Source organism: Nonomuraea sp. NPDC026600, assembly GCF_040638335.1.
Lineage (GTDB): Bacteria > Actinomycetota > Actinomycetes > Streptosporangiales > Streptosporangiaceae > Nonomuraea.
Genome location: NZ_JBEZYD010000004.1, coordinates 106,575 through 124,189 on the forward strand (window position 1 = coordinate 106,575; position 17,615 = coordinate 124,189).

General features: G+C 66.1%; 20 protein-coding genes and 1 pseudogene. 8 read left to right on the forward strand and 13 right to left on the reverse strand.

Annotation, left to right across the window (positions count from 1 at the left end):
* Window positions 1–111 precede the first annotated feature (111 nt).
* Window positions 112–645, forward strand: coding sequence for a chorismate-binding protein (locus tag AB0F17_RS10730; RefSeq protein WP_358019607.1), 534 nt, complete (start codon window positions 112–114; stop codon window positions 643–645).
* On the opposite strand, the gene AB0F17_RS10735 is transcribed toward AB0F17_RS10730, so the two are convergent.
* From AB0F17_RS10735 to AB0F17_RS10755, 5 genes are all read right to left on the reverse strand, one after another.
* Complete coding sequence (locus AB0F17_RS10735) at window positions 629–1,567, reverse strand: alpha/beta hydrolase (protein ID WP_358019610.1); 939 nt, start codon at window positions 1,565–1,567, stop codon at window positions 629–631. The genes AB0F17_RS10730 and AB0F17_RS10735 overlap by 17 nt on opposite strands.
* Before the next feature lie 34 nt (window positions 1,568–1,601).
* On the reverse strand, window positions 1,602–2,258 hold the full coding sequence (locus AB0F17_RS10740; RefSeq protein ID WP_358019613.1) for a siderophore-interacting protein: 657 nt from the start codon (window positions 2,256–2,258) through the stop codon (window positions 1,602–1,604).
* Window positions 2,259–2,391: 133 nt separating this feature from the next.
* Window positions 2,392–2,730, reverse strand: coding sequence for a hypothetical protein (locus AB0F17_RS10745; protein WP_358019616.1), 339 nt, complete (start codon window positions 2,728–2,730; stop codon window positions 2,392–2,394).
* 180 nt (window positions 2,731–2,910) lie between these two features.
* The gene (locus tag AB0F17_RS10750; protein WP_358019619.1) at window positions 2,911–4,158 is read right to left on the reverse strand and encodes an FG-GAP-like repeat-containing protein; all 1,248 of its coding nucleotides are present in this window, start codon (window positions 4,156–4,158) and stop codon (window positions 2,911–2,913) included.
* A gap of 50 nt (window positions 4,159–4,208) precedes the next feature.
* Window positions 4,209–4,529 carry a hypothetical protein gene (locus AB0F17_RS10755; RefSeq protein ID WP_358019622.1) on the reverse strand — a complete coding sequence of 107 codons (321 nt, stop codon included), beginning with the start codon at window positions 4,527–4,529 and terminating at the stop codon, window positions 4,209–4,211.
* A gap of 714 nt (window positions 4,530–5,243) precedes the next feature.
* Between AB0F17_RS10755 and AB0F17_RS10760 the strand changes: the two genes are divergently transcribed.
* On the forward strand, window positions 5,244–5,591 hold the full coding sequence (locus AB0F17_RS10760) for a hypothetical protein (protein WP_358019625.1): 348 nt from the start codon (window positions 5,244–5,246) through the stop codon (window positions 5,589–5,591).
* A 168-nt stretch (window positions 5,592–5,759) separates the two neighbouring features.
* Window positions 5,760–5,912, forward strand: coding sequence for a hypothetical protein (locus AB0F17_RS10765; RefSeq protein ID WP_358019628.1), 153 nt, complete (start codon window positions 5,760–5,762; stop codon window positions 5,910–5,912).
* A 493-nt stretch (window positions 5,913–6,405) separates the two neighbouring features.
* On the opposite strand, the gene lgt is transcribed toward AB0F17_RS10765, so the two are convergent.
* Window positions 6,406–7,224 carry a prolipoprotein diacylglyceryl transferase gene (gene lgt / locus AB0F17_RS10770; RefSeq protein WP_358019631.1) on the reverse strand — a complete coding sequence of 273 codons (819 nt, stop codon included), beginning with the start codon at window positions 7,222–7,224 and terminating at the stop codon, window positions 6,406–6,408.
* Between the two features lie 112 nt (window positions 7,225–7,336).
* On the opposite strand from lgt, the gene AB0F17_RS10775 reads away from it, so the two are divergent.
* The 5 genes from AB0F17_RS10775 to AB0F17_RS10795 all read left to right on the forward strand — a co-directional run bounded on the left by AB0F17_RS10775 (window position 7,337) and on the right by AB0F17_RS10795 (window position 12,327).
* Window positions 7,337–8,464 carry a sensor histidine kinase gene (locus AB0F17_RS10775; protein ID WP_358019633.1) on the forward strand — a complete coding sequence of 376 codons (1,128 nt, stop codon included), beginning with the start codon at window positions 7,337–7,339 and terminating at the stop codon, window positions 8,462–8,464.
* Window positions 8,461–9,105 carry a response regulator transcription factor gene (locus tag AB0F17_RS10780; protein ID WP_358019636.1) on the forward strand — a complete coding sequence of 215 codons (645 nt, stop codon included), beginning with the start codon at window positions 8,461–8,463 and terminating at the stop codon, window positions 9,103–9,105. The genes AB0F17_RS10775 and AB0F17_RS10780 overlap by 4 nt, the downstream gene beginning before the upstream one ends.
* A gap of 439 nt (window positions 9,106–9,544) precedes the next feature.
* Window positions 9,545–10,390 carry a peptidoglycan-binding protein gene (locus tag AB0F17_RS10785; protein ID WP_358019638.1) on the forward strand — a complete coding sequence of 282 codons (846 nt, stop codon included), beginning with the start codon at window positions 9,545–9,547 and terminating at the stop codon, window positions 10,388–10,390.
* 66 nt (window positions 10,391–10,456) lie between these two features.
* Window positions 10,457–11,350, forward strand: a complete 894-nt coding sequence (locus AB0F17_RS10790) for a peptidase inhibitor family I36 protein (RefSeq protein WP_358019641.1) — start codon at window positions 10,457–10,459, stop codon at window positions 11,348–11,350.
* 35 nt (window positions 11,351–11,385) lie between these two features.
* Window positions 11,386–12,327 carry a SpoIID/LytB domain-containing protein gene (locus tag AB0F17_RS10795; protein ID WP_358019644.1) on the forward strand — a complete coding sequence of 314 codons (942 nt, stop codon included), beginning with the start codon at window positions 11,386–11,388 and terminating at the stop codon, window positions 12,325–12,327.
* Between the two features lie 54 nt (window positions 12,328–12,381).
* On the opposite strand, the gene AB0F17_RS10800 is transcribed toward AB0F17_RS10795, so the two are convergent.
* The 7 genes and pseudogenes from AB0F17_RS10800 to AB0F17_RS10830 form a co-directional block, all read right to left on the reverse strand.
* Window positions 12,382–12,870, reverse strand: coding sequence for an NBR1-Ig-like domain-containing protein (locus AB0F17_RS10800; protein WP_358019647.1), 489 nt, complete (start codon window positions 12,868–12,870; stop codon window positions 12,382–12,384).
* Window positions 12,871–13,675: 805 nt separating this feature from the next.
* Window positions 13,676–14,158, reverse strand: a complete 483-nt coding sequence (locus AB0F17_RS10805; RefSeq protein WP_358019650.1) for an NUDIX domain-containing protein — start codon at window positions 14,156–14,158, stop codon at window positions 13,676–13,678.
* Window positions 14,159–14,273: 115 nt separating this feature from the next.
* Window positions 14,274–14,807, reverse strand: a complete 534-nt coding sequence (locus AB0F17_RS10810) for an RICIN domain-containing protein (RefSeq protein ID WP_358019653.1) — start codon at window positions 14,805–14,807, stop codon at window positions 14,274–14,276.
* Between the two features lie 65 nt (window positions 14,808–14,872).
* Window positions 14,873–15,103 (reverse strand): annotated as a pseudogene (locus tag AB0F17_RS10815) (NUDIX hydrolase); the annotation flags it as partial.
* 179 nt (window positions 15,104–15,282) lie between these two features.
* A complete protein-coding gene (locus tag AB0F17_RS10820) occupies window positions 15,283–15,744 on the reverse strand; it encodes a hypothetical protein (RefSeq protein WP_358019656.1) in 462 nt (153 codons plus the stop codon).
* Between the two features lie 52 nt (window positions 15,745–15,796).
* A complete protein-coding gene (locus tag AB0F17_RS10825) occupies window positions 15,797–16,666 on the reverse strand; it encodes a DUF1963 domain-containing protein (RefSeq protein WP_358019659.1) in 870 nt (289 codons plus the stop codon).
* Window positions 16,667–16,885: 219 nt separating this feature from the next.
* Window positions 16,886–17,464 carry a hypothetical protein gene (locus AB0F17_RS10830; RefSeq protein ID WP_358019662.1) on the reverse strand — a complete coding sequence of 193 codons (579 nt, stop codon included), beginning with the start codon at window positions 17,462–17,464 and terminating at the stop codon, window positions 16,886–16,888.
* Between the last annotated feature and the right edge of the window lie 151 nt (window positions 17,465–17,615).

Here is a 17,615-nt window from a genome sequence, read left to right on the forward strand (position 1 = left end):
CTTTGCGTCGGCTCCGATCAGACGCACCGCGGAGGGACCGCGCGTGCATCATGATCCAAACACCTGCGCACACGCTAGGTAGCCGCCCAACACGCAAAGTGATGGAGATCTATGGGAACGCCGCCCAGGTCGCACGATGGCCGACATACTCGCGACATACCGCAGGTCCGTAAGGTGTACCGCTCGAATATTGGGCTACGTGCCCCGAACTGCGGTTATGTGTGGGTGACCGAAGACCTGGCCGCGCTGCACCCCACACCGGCCGTGTGCGGCACCCCCGAAGCCGAGACGCGCCGCCTCATCAGCACCTTGGAGCCGGTGGAACGCGGCTTCTACAGCGGGCTCGTCGGCTGGTGCGACAGCACGGGCGACGTGCCGGAGGTAGTGGCGCGGCATCAGCGTCGGGGCTCTGCTGCGCAAGCCGGTCAGCACTGCGAGCGGTCCGCGCTGGCCTCGCTAAGGCCCGACGGAGTCTCCGCGAACTGGACGAGCGCCCCGATCGGTCGGCCGCCGGAAGTAGTGCCTCACGCGGCTTGCCGTAATGGGATGTGCGTCAAACCGGATCAAGCCCACTCGCCTTTGGCGAAGGGGCGCCGCAGTTCCCGCCGGAGGAGCGTCGTCCTGGGCGTCAACCCGTCGCCGTGACCCGGGCGAGGCGGTTGATCTCCTCAATGATGACGCCGGGTTCGGTGAGCGGAATGTAGTGGCCGGAGTGTTCAGCAATAACGTGGCGTCCGTTCACGGACTGCCTGACGCGGTGGGCGTGGGAGGCGTTGGCTTGGGCACGGAGCCGGGTGGGCATGCCGTCTCCGGCGCGGCCCCCGGAGATGACGGTGATGGGAATGTCGCCGAGGCTGGGCGGGGTGGTGCGCCAGGTGGCGAGTTCGTCAAGGAAGGTGCGGGCTTGGGCGGCATGGGTGTGCACGACGCCGATGGTGAAGCCCTCGCGCCGCATGTCGCGTCGGGCGTCGTCGGGCAGCGCCGAGATCGTGAATCGGTAGGCCCACGCGAGCAGGCGCGTACGCGCCAAGAGCATGTTGACGCGGATAGCGGCGCGTTCCACGCGGCGGAAGGCAGGAGTGAACAGTACGTCGGCGGCTTCGTCGGTGGGGTCGACGAGTACGAGGCCAGCGATTCGGTCGGCTCGGCCGGCAGCGGCGAGGCGGACGATGGGGCCGCCGGCGCTGTGGCCGACAAGGATGAAGGGTCCTTGTCCGTAGTGGTCGAGGAGATCGATCAGGTCGTCGGCCATACGCTGGAGCGTCCGGGAGACGGGGTCGGGGACGGAGCGGCCGAGGCCGGAGCGGTCGTAGACGATCGCACGGGCGAATGCTCCCACGGCAGGTTGGACGAGCGCCCAGGACGAGCGGGTGGCGGCAGCCCCGGCTTCGAACACGACGGTCGGGGTGCGCGGGCCGGGCCCGGTCAGGACCATGGCGTGCAGGCGCCGCCCGTCGCGAGTGGTCACCCACTCTGACCGGCCCTGAACGTGGCCCAACTCCTCATGCTCGGTCGGCATTCCTATGATCTCCAAGTAGGTGCCGGGCGGCTGGTCGAGAGCAGCCACGTTGGCTCGTCGATACGTGAAACAGTGGCCCGGCTCATCCTCGGCCGGCCCGCCAGTAGCCGCAGAACACGATCCGATCCTTCGGCAGGCCCGCCGCGATCCAGTGGCGGCGAAGACCAACGGGCAGAGCCTGCTCGCCCAAGGCGCGACCGCTGATATCACGCGGCAGTGAAGCAAGGATGCCCGCTATGGCCGGTAGGCCGCTCTCGTCGGCCACGAGCAGCACGCTGCTGGTGTCGGCAGGAAGGTTGAAGGTCACCCCTTCGTCGAGGATCGCCACCTGATCGGCTGGCCGGCATGTCCGCGCCCAGGAGGCGGCCGGTCCCGGGCTGTGGCCCGCACGCGGGTCGTGCAGGACGAAGTCCACGTCGATCTCGGGGCCTTCGGAGCGGTAGGCCCGCACGCTGTAGCTGCGCAGGATCGGGCGGTCCTGCTTGGAGATCGTCAGGTATCTCAGGTAGGACGCCACGGTCAGCTTGTCCGGAAGGCGTGGCAGCGGCTTGCCGGGGGCGGGGATGAACAGGCGGAACCACTGGTCGTAACCCATGGGGGTGAACCGCTCGATGTCGCCGTCACCGAAGGTTATCCGCACGAAGTGCGGAGAGATCTGCGCCGTGCGCTGCACCCGCAGGATGAGCGGTTCGGACACTTCGGGTTTGACACGGACAGCCCTGATGTTGGTCTTGACCACGATCGGTTCCTTTCGCCGCATGGCTACAACCGCTGAGAGCAGGCATCCGCTGGAGGCTGTCAAGCGCAGCCGACCATCCGCCGCGCGTTGCAAGGTTAGGCTAACCTAAATTTGAGACTTCTGGAATGCCGCTCTACGGCTGGACGATCACAGCCTTCTGCCCGGAGGCGGTCACGCAGATGTTGCCGATCCACGCGTCGGTGTCGAAACCGGGCTCCGACAGGGAGGCCGCCGTCCGCCACCGGTAGCCGTCCTTGGAGTCGGCCACCGGCACGTGGAAGCCGGTGGTGTCACCCGCGGTGGTCACGGCCCGATCGGACGACTTCTCCGAGCCGCCGCCCAGCACCTCGGCCCGTTTGGCCGAGTCGATGCTCTGCGGCGCGACAGCCGGCGCGGCCGGGACGGCCAGATCACTCTGGGGCGGCGGCTTCGGGGGCTCGGCGATCGCGGGAACCGGCGCCCACCACAACAAGAAGGGTGATGAGAGATTTTCGGGCATGCACGGCTGAGGGGCGGAATCGCTCAAGCGTTGTGCTGCATCCGCGGCTGACCGAACCGGCTGATGACAAGGACGACCCGCCGACGCCGGGGTTGGGAGGCAGCCGCAGACATTCGAGTCGGCGGCTGCCGCGAAGAGGAGGTCTTCAGGCGCTTAGAAGACGTGTCGCCAGTCGCCCCAGCCGGTGCCGAGCTTCACCCGGTTGCCGACGTTGAGGGCGTTGCCATTGTTGGGGTAGTAGTACAGGTCGCCCACGCTGTCGACGCCGAGGACGTCGGCGTGGCCGTCGCCGCTGAAGTCGGCGGCGAACACGTGCCGGAAGCTGCCCCAGCCGGTCCCAAGTTTCACCCGGTTGGCGCTGTTGAGGGCGGTGCCGTTGTTGGGGTAGTACCACAGGTCGCCCGCTGCATCCACGCCCAGGACGTCAGCAGCGCCGTCGCCGCTGAAGTCGGCCGCCATCACCTGCCCCCAGTCGCCCCAGCCGGTGCCGAGCTTCACCCGGTTGGCGGTGTTGAGGGAATAGTGGTTGTTCGGGTAGTAGTACAGGTCGCCTGCGCCGTCCACTCCCAGGACGTCGGCGGAGCCGTCGCCGCTGAAGTCAGCGGCCATCACCTGCTTCCAGTCGCCCCAGCCGGTGCCGAGCTTCACCCGGTTGGCGCTGTTGAGGGCGGTGCCGTTGTTGGGGTAGTACCACAGACCACCGGCTGCATCCACACCCAGGACGTCAGCAGCGCCGTCACCGCTGAAGTCGGCCGCCATCACCTGCCCCCAGTCACCCCAGCCGGTACCGAGCTTCACCCGGTTAGCGCTGTTGAGGGCGGTGCCGTTGTTGGGGTAGTACCACAGACCACCGGCTGCATCCACACCCAGGACGTCAGCAGCGCCGTCACCGCTGAAATCCGAGGTCCGATCTTTCGGCCCGATCCTGGTGGTCCATTCGGTGCAGTAGTCAAGGCCGTCAGAGCCGCCATTGTGGGCACACGCCCGGTACAGCCTTCCTGCGGCCCTGCTCATCATCGTCGTGTTCGCAGAGCAGACTGGTCCTGTGGTTACCGGTGCGGTTTTGACCACTTGAGGGGCGCCGCCGACTCCGATGATCGCCTCGTGCCAAGCCTGCTGGCCGCCGAACAGGCAATCCGGCTGATCATCGCGGACCGATATGCGGGTCCAGCTTGCTTGACAGGCCGGCGAATACCGGTGCTCGACGAGATACGCTCTGGAAGCGAGAGAGTCGCGCACTACGAGATCGTCGAGAGTATGGGCATCGGTGTCGCACCCCTGGGCCTCTGGGTCCTGACCGGCGCAGGCGTCGCCAGAACACGCGGCCGCGGTCGCATCAGCTGATTGCGGGGCAGCGGACGCGGCCGGGCCGAGGCCGAGCGCGGCGACCAGTACGGCCACCGATAAAATAATGATTCTTGTGAAGGCATATCGCCTCCGTCGAGTTGAAGTCATCCGTTTTCCTCCGGACAGATTTGGGCTGATGCGATGATGGATGCAACTGGAGCGGCGGGCTGATCTTGGAATTGCCTCAAGCGAATGTGCCGCCACGCAGACGAGCGGGCCGCTTCGGCATCCCAAAGCTTCGCTTTCGTCGATCGACGGGTCGGATCGGATGCACTATGCCCGCCACCCAGAAGAGTGAACTTTCCGTACGAATGGCCGCGCTCGGTTCTGAGGTCCACGAAAACAAACTCGTCTCCTGATGCGTTAAACCCATGCGCTTCTGCAGAGAAGGCGGCCATGGCTGATGCCAACACGGTTGTAGCCATGACCGCTGACACTGTCCCCATGGTCTTCATACGATGGTCTTGTCCGTCTTACGTTCCAGCGACGCAGAATCATGTCCGACCCCGTTGACCAAATCAGGCCGATCGACATTCCTCCTTCCGCGCCTCGCGGCAGACTCACCTGTCTCGCGTATACCGATATTCGACCTGCCAACACCTTCTTAGCCAGGACAAGCGACCGGACATTTACCGGCTCTTCGATCTTGAAGGGGAAGGGCTCAGCGTCGAGGCGGTCCAGGTGGACCCGAAAACGGCGGAGCGGTGGGTCACGCAGGGGCGTCAGCGTCGGAGAGTGAATTGGTGCGGGTGTATCCGCACCGCTGGGCCGTCCCGAGGGACGACTGTTCGCCGAGGCGTCTCAGGACATCGGCATCCTTGTCTACGGCGGACTCTTTCTCGCCGACGATGCCGGGATCGTGAGGATACTGCGCGAGAGGGCATCGACGACGGAATGGCCGCCCGGATCAGCAACGTCCTGGTCCTCTACCGGCCTTTGTGCGGGCGGGAGAACGTCGAGATCCGATTGCACCGCACGGGTGCTCTACAACTCGATCTACCGCGCCGACGATCAGCTCCCCACATGTACGGCACGACCGCCGCCAACGCTCTCGTCTTCCACCCCCAGAAGGTCGAGGGCGGCGACGTCGAGAGCTTCGAACGAGCCTGGGCCGACGCCACCCCCGATAAGCTCCTCAAATGCGCAAACGGGGCAAGAAGCCGAAGAAGAGCAAGGCCGATTGGTACGCGGTGCGGTGCATCTTCCGCTGGCGGGAGCCGTACGACAGCTACGAGGAACGCATCACCGTCTGGCGGGCCACTTCCCAGGAGGAGGCCATCGAACTGGCCGAACAGGAGGCCGCCGAGTACTGCGAGGCCGGCCCGTTCGACTACCTGAACCTGGCACAGGCCTACCACCTGAGTGATGAAGCGATCCAGCCCGGCGCGGAAGTCTTCTCCCTGCTGCGTGACAGCGACCTCACACCAGAGAACTACCTGAGCACATTCTTCGACACCGGCACTGAGCGCCAGGCCGAAGAAAGCTGACGATGTCTCGCCGGATCGACTTCTACGACGCCCCCGCCGGCGCCCGCGCGCCCAACAGCCTGGTTGCTCGAGGCAAGTCAGGCCGGCCGGCGCTGTCGCACCGAGGTCCGCGTTAGCTGTCGACAAAGGGACTGGTGACATTCACCCGGACCAGCGATCATCATCCAGATGATCGTCGAAGAGAGTGCAAGCACGGAGCGGGGTCCTCTGGCTGGTGTCGCCGGCTTCGGGTACGCCGCTCCGCAGCAGTTCTACGTCGAGCTGACCAAGCTGGAATGGCCGTCGCCCCGCCCAAGCCGCTGCTCATGCGCGATGACCTGATGGTCCAGGTGTATGGCATCGACGTGCTCGACCCCGCTCCCGTGATCGCCCAGTCGCACGAGCAGGCGCGGGACCTCTTAACTCAAGCATGGCGCCGAGCAGGATCAACGACACCGGGGTTGGCAGCCGCTGGGACGCCCGCTTCTGGACGGTCTGCTGATATCCAGCACCTTTCCAGGTTGGATCAGCAGAAGGTCTGGCCGAATGTGGTGCCGTCCTGCCCCGGGTCGGCGGCGCCCACCCTCGGCCCCCTTCAGGGTGAGAGAGACCCGATCCAGCGGCCGAGGCGAAGATCGCTCACGGGTGAGCCCGGCTGATCGGCCATCAGGTCCCAGCCGCCGTTGAGAAAGATGACGATCGCGAGCCCGCGCCGGCCGTCACTCATATGAGAGCAGTCATCCCTCCTCGATGAGGTCGAACGCCAAGGTCGGCGAGATCAACAGCTACGAAGCCCGCTGATCGCACTATGGGACCCTGGGCGCCAAGAGCCCGGTCAACCTCGTCCCGCAGGCAGGCGGTCGGTGGTCGGCGTCTGGCGGGTGGCGGTCAGGTAGGTGACCGCCGCCCCGAAGACCAGCAGTGCGGTCCAGACGTTGAAGCGCAGCCCGAGGATGTGAGGGGCGGGATCCACGCGTAGCCACTCGATCCAGGCGCGGCCGGCGGTGTAGGCCGCGGCGTACAGGGCGAACGCCCGGCCACGGTCCAGCCGGAAGCGTCGCTCGGCCCAGAGGACGAGGCCGGCCACGCCCAGGTCCCACAGCGACTCGTAAAGGAAGGTCGGGTGGTAGGTAGCCGTGGATTCCATGCCCGGCGGCCGGTGGGCGGGGTCGATCTCCAGCGCCCAGGGCAGGGTGGTCGGCCTGCCGTACAACTCCTGGTTGAACCAATTGCCCCAGCGGGCGATCGCCTGCCCGAGGGCGATCCCGGGCGCGACGGCGTCGGCGAAGTCGCGCAGGGGGATGCCGCGCCGGCGGCAGGCCAGCCACGCGCCCAGCGCGCCGCCGGCGACGGCGCCCCAGATGCTGATCCCGCCCTCCCAGATCGCGAAGGCGCGCAGGGGATCCTTGCCGGGGCCGAAGTACTGCTGCCAGTCGGTGGCCACGTGGTAGATCCGCGCACCGAGCACGCCGAACGGCACGGCCCAGGCGGCGATGTCCTCGATCGCGCCACGCTCGCCGCCGCGGGCGGTCCAGCGGCGCTGGGTGACCCAGATGCCGACGGCGACGGCGAGCACCATGAGCAGGGAGTAGGCGCGGATGGGCAGCGGGCCGAGGTACCAGACGGCTTGGGACGGGCTGGGGATGGCTGTCACGCCGTCGAGTCTGGTTCCGGGGTGGCTGCGCGCACATCGAGCGGGACACCGATAGCCGGGTCAGTCGACTGGTTGATGCCGGACCGGCGGGTGGCTGATTATCGTCGGTGCTGTGGAGTCCTGGGAGCGGTTCCGGCGGCGGTGGCAGCACGCCTTCTTCGCCTCGTGGCTGGTGCTGACCTCGGCCGGGCCGCTGATGGAGGTGGGTCAGGTCCTGCCGGTGGCGCTCGTGGCCGGGCTGGCCGCCTGGTATGCGGTGTGGTTCGTGCTGCGCACGCCTCCCGCGGGTGAGGTGCCCCTGCCGTACGTGGTCGGCGGCGGGTTGCTCTGGCTGGGGCTGTTCGCGATCGACTCGTCCTTCCTTGTGGTCTGCCTGAGCGTGCTCGTGCCGTACTGCATGGACGCCGTGCGCGTCGGGCTGGTCGCGGTGCTGTCGTGCGCCGGAGGCTGGTTGTGGCACAGCTACCACGAAGGCGGGTCGATCACCTGGACCGAGATCGCCATCACCGCGCTGATCGCGATCAGCGCGGCCACCTCGGTCGGGTACTTCTATTCGGTGGCCCGGCAGAGCGCCGGGCGCAAGGAGCTGATCGACCAGTTGCAGGCCGCCCAGGAGGCGCGGGCGGCGGCCGAACGGCAGGCGGGCGTGGCCGCCGAACGGCAGCGGCTGGCTCGCGACATCCACGACAGCCTGACCCAGGGGTTCGCCAGCGTGGTGATGCTGCTGGAGGCGGCGCAGGAGCGGTTGCCGGACGACCGGCACCTGACCCAGGCGTTGCGGGCGGCCAGGGAGAACCTCGCGGAGAGCCGCCGCGTGGTGCGGGCGCTGCGGCCCGGCGAGCTCGACGACGGCGGCCTGCCGGAGGCGCTGCGGCGGCTGTCCGGCCGGCTGTCCGACGAGACCGGCATCGACGCGCGCACCGTGATCACCGGGGCGCTACGCCCCCTGGACGCGCACATCCAGGGGGAACTGCTGCGGGTGGCGCAGGAGGCGCTGGCCAACGCCCGCCGCCACGCCCATGCCGAGCAGGTCACCCTGACCCTGTCGTACATGGAGGACCTGGTCGTGCTGGATGTCCACGACGACGGCGACGGCTTCGATCCCGAGCGGGCCGCCGCCGGCCACGGCCTGTTGATCATGCTTGAGCGGATGGAGCAACTCGGCGGCACGCTCCTCGTGGAAAGCATGTCCGGGGAGGGCACCACGGTCGTGGCCAGCCTCCCGGCGGTGGCGCGATGACCGTGCGGGTCGCGATCCGGGTCCTGATCGCCGACGACCACCCGGTGGTCCGTGACGGCATCCGGGCGATGCTCGGCACCCAGGACGATCTGGAGGTGGTCGGCGAGGCGGTCTCAGGCTCGGACGCGGTACGGCTGGCGCGTGACCTGCGGCCGGATGTCACGCTGATGGACCTGCAGATGCCCGAGCTCGACGGCGCGGCAGCGATCAGCCGGATCCGCGAGCACGACCCCGGCGCCAGGGTGATCGTCCTGACCACCTATGACACCGACAGCGACATCTCCCGTGCCATCGACGCCGGAGCGATCGGCTACCTGCTCAAGGACACCCGCCGTGAGCAGCTGTTCGACGCCATCAGGGCGGCGGCCCGAGGGGAGAGCGCCCTGTCGCCGGCGATCGCGACCCGGGTGTTGTCGTGGGCGCGCGCCGACGCGCCCGGCGCCCTCAGCGGCCGGGAGATCGAGGTCCTGGGCGCGGTCTCCCAGGGGATGAGCAACAAGGCCATTGCCGCCCATCTGTGCATCAGCGAGGCCACGGTCAAGACCCACCTGCTGCACATCTTCGCCAAGCTCGACGTCGACGACCGCACCGCCGCCGTGACCGTGGCGGCCACGCGGGGGATCATCCGCCTGGGCGGCTAAGGCAGCTCTTTCGTGCTCGCTGGACCTCCGTCCTTGTCCTCGGACAACCAGACAGGTCCACGAGCGTTCGATCAAACGGCGATGCCGAGCCATCCATGTGCCTCCGGGTTGGTGGTGAGCGTCATGGGGTCGCTCGAGGTCTCGAACGCGACGTACAGCTTGATGATCGTGGTGTCGTACACCCGGGGTCAGCGACTTCTTGGATAGCCCGGCGATCTCCGTGGCGTGCGCCCGGAAGGCCGCCGCGGAGACCGACGTCCGGTTGCGGACTGCGCGTCTCACTCGCCATCGGATCACCTGTCAAATGCGCGTACGCCTGTACGAGGGAGCCTGTCGAACAGGCTGACAACACCGATCTTCTTGCGGACATGTGAACAAACCGAAACCTTGGATTACGCCGCACAGGAATCGGCCCCAGCCCCTGAACCAGGAGTAACGCATGAAGTTGCCCTCACACGCCGCTGCCCTCATACCGGCCGCCCTGTTCGCTTCGCTGGCTGGAGTGTTCGGGGCGTCGGCGGCACAGGCGGCCGACGCTGGGGCCCTTCCGAGCGTGAACATGGAAGCCACTGTCAAGGCGGCCCAGATCGACCCGCGGCGGCCCGACAGCACGCTGACCCCGGGTGCCAAGGCCAGCGTGCTCCTCGTTGAGCAGGCGCTGCAGGACCGGCAGCTCCTCGACGCGAAGTGGGTCGACGGTTACTTCGGCAGCACAACGGTCACCGCCTTCGCCAAATATCAGAAGTCGCTCGGCCTCACCGGTCTCGACGCCAACGGCCTACCGGGCAAGGGGTCGCTCGCCAAGCTCGGAGCCGGCCGCTTCACTGTCACCAGCAGCATCGACCCGGGCGCCCGGGTGTCCGTCGGCACCGCCGTCATCAACACCCGCACCCGAAACATGCTGGCCGAGGCGAAGCGCCTGCTCGGCCGCGATCTCGCGCTGGATCAGGGTTCGTACAACCCCGGCGGCGACCCGACGTCCGTGGGCACCCACGATGGCGGCGGCGTCATCGACGTCTCGGTAAAGGGGATGACCGCCGCCACCCGCACCGCGGTCTGCCGCGCGTTGCGCCGTGTCGGCTTCGCGGCCTGGGTGCGCAGCCCCCAGCAAGGCGACTGGCCGTGGCACATCCACGCCGCCGCCATCAACGACACCAGCCTCTCCAGCCAGGCCCAGCACCAGATCGGTGACTACTACCTGGGCCAGAACGGGCTCGCCGGCCGTGGGCCGGACGACGGCCCGAAGGTGACCATCCGCACCTGGGAGGACTACCAGCGCCGCTGAGTCCTCCGAAACCAAGCTCCGCTGACCATCCGAGACCTAGAAGCACCGCAGACAAAGGAGAACACCATGCGTACTTTCACCAGGATCCTCACCGCGACGACCGCCGCGATGGCGCTCGGCGGGACGGTACTGGCCACCGCGGCGCCCGCCTCGGCGGCCAGCCGGGACGGCGTCTGCGACACCGGCGAGTTCTGCTACTACTTCAACAGCGACAACCAGGGCTCGGTCTCCGACTTCACCACATCGGTCTCCGACTACGACACCACGCAGCCCACCTGCTACGACTTCAAGGGCGCCGGCGAAGGCAAGGGCAAGTGCATCAAGAACGCCGCCGCCTCCGCCTGGAACCGCAGCAGCAAGAAGGTCCGCGTCTACTTCAACACCGGCAACACCGGCACCTATCAGGACTTCGCCCCGGGTGCCAAAGCCAACCTGATCCCCGCCCTCAAGAACCAGAACGCCTCGCACGAGTTCAACCCGTCGTCGACAACGCGCACCAACATGTCGTTCTCGCTGTACGCGACCTCCGGCGGCGGGATCAGCTGCGGCTTCGACGGTTACACCTCCACCTCCGGCCGGCACGAGGGCATCGACATCGCGCGCGGCATCGGCTCGGATGTTCACAACCTGGTGGCAGGCACGATCACCAATGTCCAGTTCGGATCCACCGGCCGGGCCGGACTGTCCACGATCGCCGTCTACAACTCCGCGGCGAACAAGACCGTGATCTACCTGCACTCCGCTCCGCGGTCCTCCCTGCGTGTGGGCCAGACGGTCAGCCGCGGCCAGATCATCGCTGACGAGTCGTGGCACGGGGTTTCGACCAGTTCGTCCGCGCACACCCACGTCGAGATGCGCCCTGGACGCCAGACGCGGGCGTCCAAGAGCGTCGGCGACCCGACCCTGGAAAACCCGAACCCGACCTCGTTCTGGAACTCCCAGGGCTACAACGTCCGATAACGAACCCTGACCGCTGACAAAAGAGGAAGACACCTGTGCCTTCACGAACTGTACGGCTGATCTCGGGGCTCACCGCGACGATGGCGCTCGGCGGAACCATGCTGGCCACCGCGACGCCCGCCTCGGCGGCCAGCCGCGACGGCGTCTGCGACACCGGCGAGTTCTGCTACTACTTCAACAGCAACAACCAGGGATCGGTCTCCGACTTCACCACATCGATCCCCGACTACTCCACTACGCAGCCCAGCTGCTACGACTTCAAGGGCCCCGGCGAAGGCAAGGGCAAGTGCATCAAGAACGCCGCCGCCTCCGCCTGGAACCGCAGCAGCAAGAAGGTCCGCGTCTACTTCAACACCGGCCTCACCGGCACCTACCAGGACTTCGCCCCAGGCGCCAAGGCCAACCTCAACTCCACTCTCAAGAACCAGAACGCCTCGCACGAGTTCCTGGGTAGTTCCTTGCCGCCGACCCAATGCAAGACCGACGGCACGGACAGCAAGCTGCCCACGACGATCCTCGTGTACCGCGAGTCCCTCAATCGCGTGGAGCGGGTGGACTTCAAGACCTACGTCAAGAACGTCCTGCCCAACGAGTGGGTGACGAGCTGGCCGAGCGAGTCCCTCAAGGCCGGGGCGATGGCCGTGAAGAACTTCGGCTGGTACTGGGCGCTGCACTCCGCCAGCAAGACGCCGAGCGGCCAGTGCTTCGACGTCTACGACCACACGTCGAGCCAGGTGTACAAGCCCGGCTCCGCGAAGGCGGTGACGAACGCCGCGGTGGACGCGACATGGGGCACCCGGCTGACGCGCAGCGGGAAGATCTTCCGGGCCCAATACTGCTCCACGACGACGGCGTGCGGCAATTGGGTCACCGGGGACTGGATGTCGCAGTACGGCTCTCGCGATAAGGCCAACGCGGGCTGGAGCTACTCCAGGATCCTCAAGAACTACTACACGGGGATCGTTATCGGCTCCTGAACCCCCTGAGACCGTCCGACTCTGATTCCCCGCCGTGTCATGCGCGGCGGGGAATCAGGGTGCGTCGACGATGATCTGGAAGTTGATCGGCCGGCTTCCGGGGAACACGACCGTTCCCGAAGCGTCCACCATCTTGAATCGCACGTAGCACAAGCCCGGCTTCCTCGGCGTGGTGATGTCAGTCCGGATGTCGACCATCTCGCCGGGTTTCGTGTCCTTGATCGGCACGTCGGAAATGGTCTGGCATTGATCGGCTTGCTGCGTGAGGTCGAGGCGCCGCAGCGAATATCCCTTCCACGGCACGGTTCCGGCGTTCTTGAGCCGCCATACCTTGGCCATGGTCTGGCCGGCGTCGACGTGCGTGCAGTCGGGGAGCGTGACGTCCGCGATGAACATGGCCGCGTCGCCCGCGTGTAACGGCAGGGCCGGAGGCGGGTTGGTCGAACGCACCGGGCAACCGGCCGGGGACAGCGCGGCAATCGATGGGCTGCCGGTCGGGTGGCTGTGTTCGTCGGGCGTGGAGTCGCGGTTGACGGCGGCCACGATGAGAACCACGGCGGCCCCCATAGTGACGGCCGCTGCTGCGAACGCGGCCGGGTGGGTCAGCCGTGATCGCCCTCTGCTCCCTCGCGCGGGGAGCAGAGGCTGGATGTGGCCCACGATCTCGTCGCGGGGCGGCGTAGGCGCGGATACCGAGATCTCACCGGCCGACTGGGGCGCTTGCGACCCGATGGCGAGGTGCATGGTACGGAGTTCCGCGGCGCCTGTGGCGGAGGCTGCGAGTCCACGAGACGGATGGTCCACCAAGGTGTCCGCGCGGATCGAGGGATCCCCGGCGCTCGCCGATCTGACCGCCAGGTTCGCTTTCTCCCAGCGGTCGCGGTACGCGGCCGGGTCCGCGTTACACGCCTTGACGAACTCGACGGTGGTCTCCCAACTCGGGAGCCGGTTACCCTTCGTGGCTTCGTGCAACGTCGTGTGAGAAATTGCCCCTGAACGGCCGGACATCTCACGGAAAGGTGGGTTGCCGACTACGTTACGCAATTCTCGCAAGGTCGCCGCGAAGTCCTCGATCGCCTCCGCCCGTGCACGCCTGTCGTCCACCGTGTGAAGGTAACAGCACCACGGTCTTCCCTCAACTCGAACCGGTAACGGCGCGAAGCCAGGCCATAACACCGGGCGACATTCTTGAACATTTTGAAAGCGGCATTAACCGACAGAGCGCTACATATAGATATGCCGCGGCACGGCGCGACATAAAGTCAGTCGACTTTCAATCCGTGGGTTCCGGGTTCGCGCCCCGAGTGTCCTACCTCAATGACCTGGGTGGATTCCCCGGCCTTCATGATCAGAAGTCCGCTCGGTCACATTCACTGCGAAGCAGCTCCGTGAGCGGCCCGCGCACATCAACGGGGTACAGGTTCAGCTGCTCGAACTCGGCGACCGTCGCCCATCGGAGTCCAAAGCTGTTGTCCGGGCCGTCCTCCGTAGCCTCCTCGCCGGAGAGTGACGGGACGCCGTGGACGTCACGCATGAGGAAGTAGAAGGCCGGCCGGCCGTTGTGTGAGCCGGCGAAGAGCAGCCGGTCGATCGTGCCGGTGAGAGTCGTCTCCTCGCGGAGTTCACGAGGTGCCGCGCTCTCTGACGACTCGCCATCCTCCACGTGGCCTCCGGGAAGAACCGCGTAGTGGTGCCCGGGACACACCGGCCCCCGCCGGCCTCCGACATCGCACATGACGCAGGTGACGCCGGGGCCGCGCCGGAGGAACCGCTTGATGACCAGGACTCGGATGCCGTCGACGACTACGGCGACCGCTCGGGGGATCGGCATGAAGTGGATCATACGATTCAGCCCAGCGGAGTCGGATGCGTTCCGCCGGGCCGTCGATCAAAAACTTGCCTGCCGCTGACGCCCGCGGTGCGAAGGCGCCGGGTGTGACCAGAGATCAGGACAAGGTGTCCTTGATCGCGATCTGGCCATTGTTGATCACGAACTTCTGGTTGGTGTTGTTGCTGTCGCACTGCCACAGGTACACCTGGATGCCGTTGCCGCGGCCGTTGGTGGCGTCCAGGCAAAGGGGGTTGCCTGTGTTGAGGGTGGACTTGAGGATGATCGCGCCTCTCTGGACGACCCAGAGCTGGTTGGCGTTACTCAGGCACTGCCACTGGTACACCCGGGTGCCGTTCGTGCGGCCGTTGGAGGAGTCCAGACACATCACCGGGCTCCTGCCGATGGTGTCTTCCACCTTGATGAGGCCGTCCTCTATGACGAACTTCTGGTTGGTGTTGTTGCTCTCGCACTGCCACTGGTACATCAGGGTGCCGTTGCCACGGTTGTTGCTGGCGTCGACGCACATGGCGGGCCAGCCCAGGGCGGCGCGACTGGCGGGCTGGTGAGTAGAAGCGGCGGCGGGCAGGGTGATCACCGCACCCATCGCGGTGGAGATGACGGCGACGGCCAGCAGACGGCGAGCAAGCATGATTGGCTCCCAGGAGAGTTGATCAGGACTCAAGCACCCTTCCATGACCGACAGTCCTTGATCAATTACTCTCCGTGCGAGCCCTCCGCGTGTCGGAAGGCCGGCCGTCCGTTGTGTGAGCCGGCGAAGAGCAGCCGGTCGATCGTGCCGGTGAGAGTCGTCTCCTCGCGAAGTTCACGAAGTGCCGCGTTCTCTGACGACTCGCCATCCTCCACGTGGCCTCCAGGAAGAACCGCGTAGTGGTGCCCGGGACACGCCGACCCCCGCCGGCCTCCGGCATCGCACATGACGCAGGTGACACCGGGGCTGCGCCGGAGGAACCGGAGATCTAACGAAAGGGGTAGGCGTCCTCAAGCTCGTGACTGCCCCCGGGAAGCACGGATTCGACCACGACCCACGGCTGACCCGTCCCGTCGCATCAACGGATGTAGGACTGACGGCGCGCGAGACAGCTCGTACACGATTAATGCAGTCCTCATGTCCAAAACTGGATCTTGTACAGTTCGACCTGGGCTATTGCTTTGGGGAAGCCGGCTTCCTGCTCGGTCTGAAGGACTTTGGTGGTTACCCGTGCAGACCAGGTCGTCCCGCCTTGCCGCAGATCGAACTCCAAATGGTATGGATAGTCAGCCGCCCAAGCTTCGACGCCAACCCGCTCGGACCTCAGAATGAGCCGCCCGGTCCACAGTTCTTCCCAGGCATCCACGGGTGGCGGCCCGTCCCACCGCTCGAACCGGGCATGAATCGTATGCAGGTGGTAGAGGTACGCCGTCTGGATGATGAGCCCGTCTTGACCCGCAGCAATCCTATCGTCTGGCGGTTCCATGTCCCCCTCGACCGCCGAACCTACTAATTGGCCGTCAATGACGCCGGCCACGGCGAGGAGTCCGTGTTCGGGTCTCACCTCGCCTGCGACCGCATGGAGGATGCTGCTCATTGTTCCGCTTTTCTCGATACATGTCGTCGCCTGAGGCGCGCTGGGCGTCAGGTCATGAGCACTGGCTGACTGTCTCCACGGGTCGGTCAGGGCATTCCAAGCAAGTGAACACGTACATCGATCCTGCATCACCGATCATGATGTTTGCGGGTTCCAAGAGTTCGGAGACCTGGTAGGGGCCCAGCCGGTGCTGCTCTTCCAGTGGTGTCCATCTCTTGCATGGCTCCCCATCGTGCTCCCAGCTCGCGATGGTGAGCAGGTGCGACATCTCGTGTCCGCGGTCGCACTCCATCGAGATCGGGTCCTGAATCCAGTCGACCCACCCGCCGACCTTGGTTCCCGGGGCCGTGGACAGGTGATACTGGTAGCTCCATTTCTCGGGATTCTGCGAAGACATGCTCCATTCGACGATCTTCTTGTCCAGCTTCGCTGGCAATACCCATGCGGACGGATACTCTCGCACGCGTTCGGGGGACAGCACGCATGGCGAGGGAAGGTATTCCTCCTCGCTCTCCATCGGTTCAGGAGCCTTGGTGAGGACCTTCGCAACGAGCCGCGAGTCCCGCCAGACCGCCTGCAGCACAGGCACGTGATCGGGCTGGTGGGTCACCGGGCACCACAGCACCTGGCACAGGTCCGCTCCGGCGGGGAACGGCAACTCTGGGGCATCGCGGGCGTAAATCTGCAGGACGGGTACCATCGCCACCCCGCCCCAAAGCCCTGACGGGTCCGCGTGCTGGGAAGCCTCACAGTACGGCCATGCCTCGTCGGCGGGCCACAGTAGAGGACCGCCCATGGAACTATCCGTGACGGCCGGAGCGCCACGGCGCGGGTGCAGCCGGACCGTTGTCCTGCCCTGGCCGGCCAACTCCGGAAAGAGCGCCGCCACATCCACTGGCGCAGGCGGGGTTGTCAGTTGCACGCCTTCTCACTCCGATCATCACGAACCCATGGCCCGCATACCGTAGGGCAGTGCTCCGACAGAATGGAATCTGCGTCCTACTGGACTGATCACCGGGCCACTAAAAAGGGGAACGAGGGGTCGATCACGGTCACTCAGGACCCTATTTGTTGCCCAGCTCAGCGCCTCATCAGGCCGTGACCGATACAGTTCCCAAGCTCATGGCACGGACTCGATGTATCAATCCATCCAGTGGAACCAGGCATCGAACACGCTGTACGGCGGATCGCCGAGATTTGTTTCCACCCGAAGCTCGGCCCCTATCGGCAGGCTGAGGACCTGAGAATCGAGCAGGGCGATATCGTGTCGATCGAGCGCCTGACCAATCTGCCGAAACTCCTCCTCCCACCCCGGAAGAGCGGTATCCGTGACCAGCGACAGATCCGGCAGGCCGCGACTACCAGCACCGCCAGGCCCCGATGATTGGACGTCGAGCTTGAAGAGTGCTGCCAGTGGAGCGAGCCGACACAGCGCCAAGGTCAACCCTTCAACGTCAGTCCAGCCGTTCTCGGAGCGGCGCATCGATCCGTCGCGCTTGGTAATGAAGATATCGACGTAGGATGCATATCCAGCGCCATAATGCCGGAACTCAGCATGATGAACGCTCAACGTCGGCATTCGATCGAGATCAGCGACGACCCGCCGAAGGAACCCGTCAACAGCGGTAGCCCCGCCGGCCCATGCTCCCGCCGTACTTGCCAGGTGATCATTCACGGCGCTTCGGAGAGCCGTCAGATCGGTCGCCAGCTTACTACTCACCGGTTCACTCCTCGGGCAGGCCACTCGTCCGTTCGGGCACGATAGCCGTGGCGTCCCGGCTGAGCTGCCAATCCCGGCACGCATCCCCAACCTTGGAACGAGGAAGCCCTGGTGGCTGCCATTGAACAGATCCTTGACCCCGGCGCTTCCC

Coding starts and splice junctions, on each gene's coding strand:
- AB0F17_RS10805 (WP_358019650.1), bottom strand. CDS start 14,158: ATGCCGATCCCCCGAGCGGTCGCCGTAGTCGTCGACGGCATCCGAGTC.
- AB0F17_RS10760 (WP_358019625.1), top strand. CDS start 5,244: ATGCGCAAACGGGGCAAGAAGCCGAAGAAGAGCAAGGCCGATTGGTAC.
- AB0F17_RS10790 (WP_358019641.1), top strand. CDS start 10,457: ATGCGTACTTTCACCAGGATCCTCACCGCGACGACCGCCGCGATGGCG.
- AB0F17_RS10810 (WP_358019653.1), bottom strand. CDS start 14,807: ATGCTTGCTCGCCGTCTGCTGGCCGTCGCCGTCATCTCCACCGCGATG.
- AB0F17_RS10785 (WP_358019638.1), top strand. CDS start 9,545: ATGAAGTTGCCCTCACACGCCGCTGCCCTCATACCGGCCGCCCTGTTC.
- AB0F17_RS10730 (WP_358019607.1), top strand. CDS start 112: ATGGGAACGCCGCCCAGGTCGCACGATGGCCGACATACTCGCGACATA.
- AB0F17_RS10780 (WP_358019636.1), top strand. CDS start 8,461: ATGACCGTGCGGGTCGCGATCCGGGTCCTGATCGCCGACGACCACCCG.
- AB0F17_RS10765 (WP_358019628.1), top strand. CDS start 5,760: ATGATCGTCGAAGAGAGTGCAAGCACGGAGCGGGGTCCTCTGGCTGGT.
- AB0F17_RS10820 (WP_358019656.1), bottom strand. CDS start 15,744: ATGAGCAGCATCCTCCATGCGGTCGCAGGCGAGGTGAGACCCGAACAC.
- AB0F17_RS10755 (WP_358019622.1), bottom strand. CDS start 4,529: ATGGCTACAACCGTGTTGGCATCAGCCATGGCCGCCTTCTCTGCAGAA.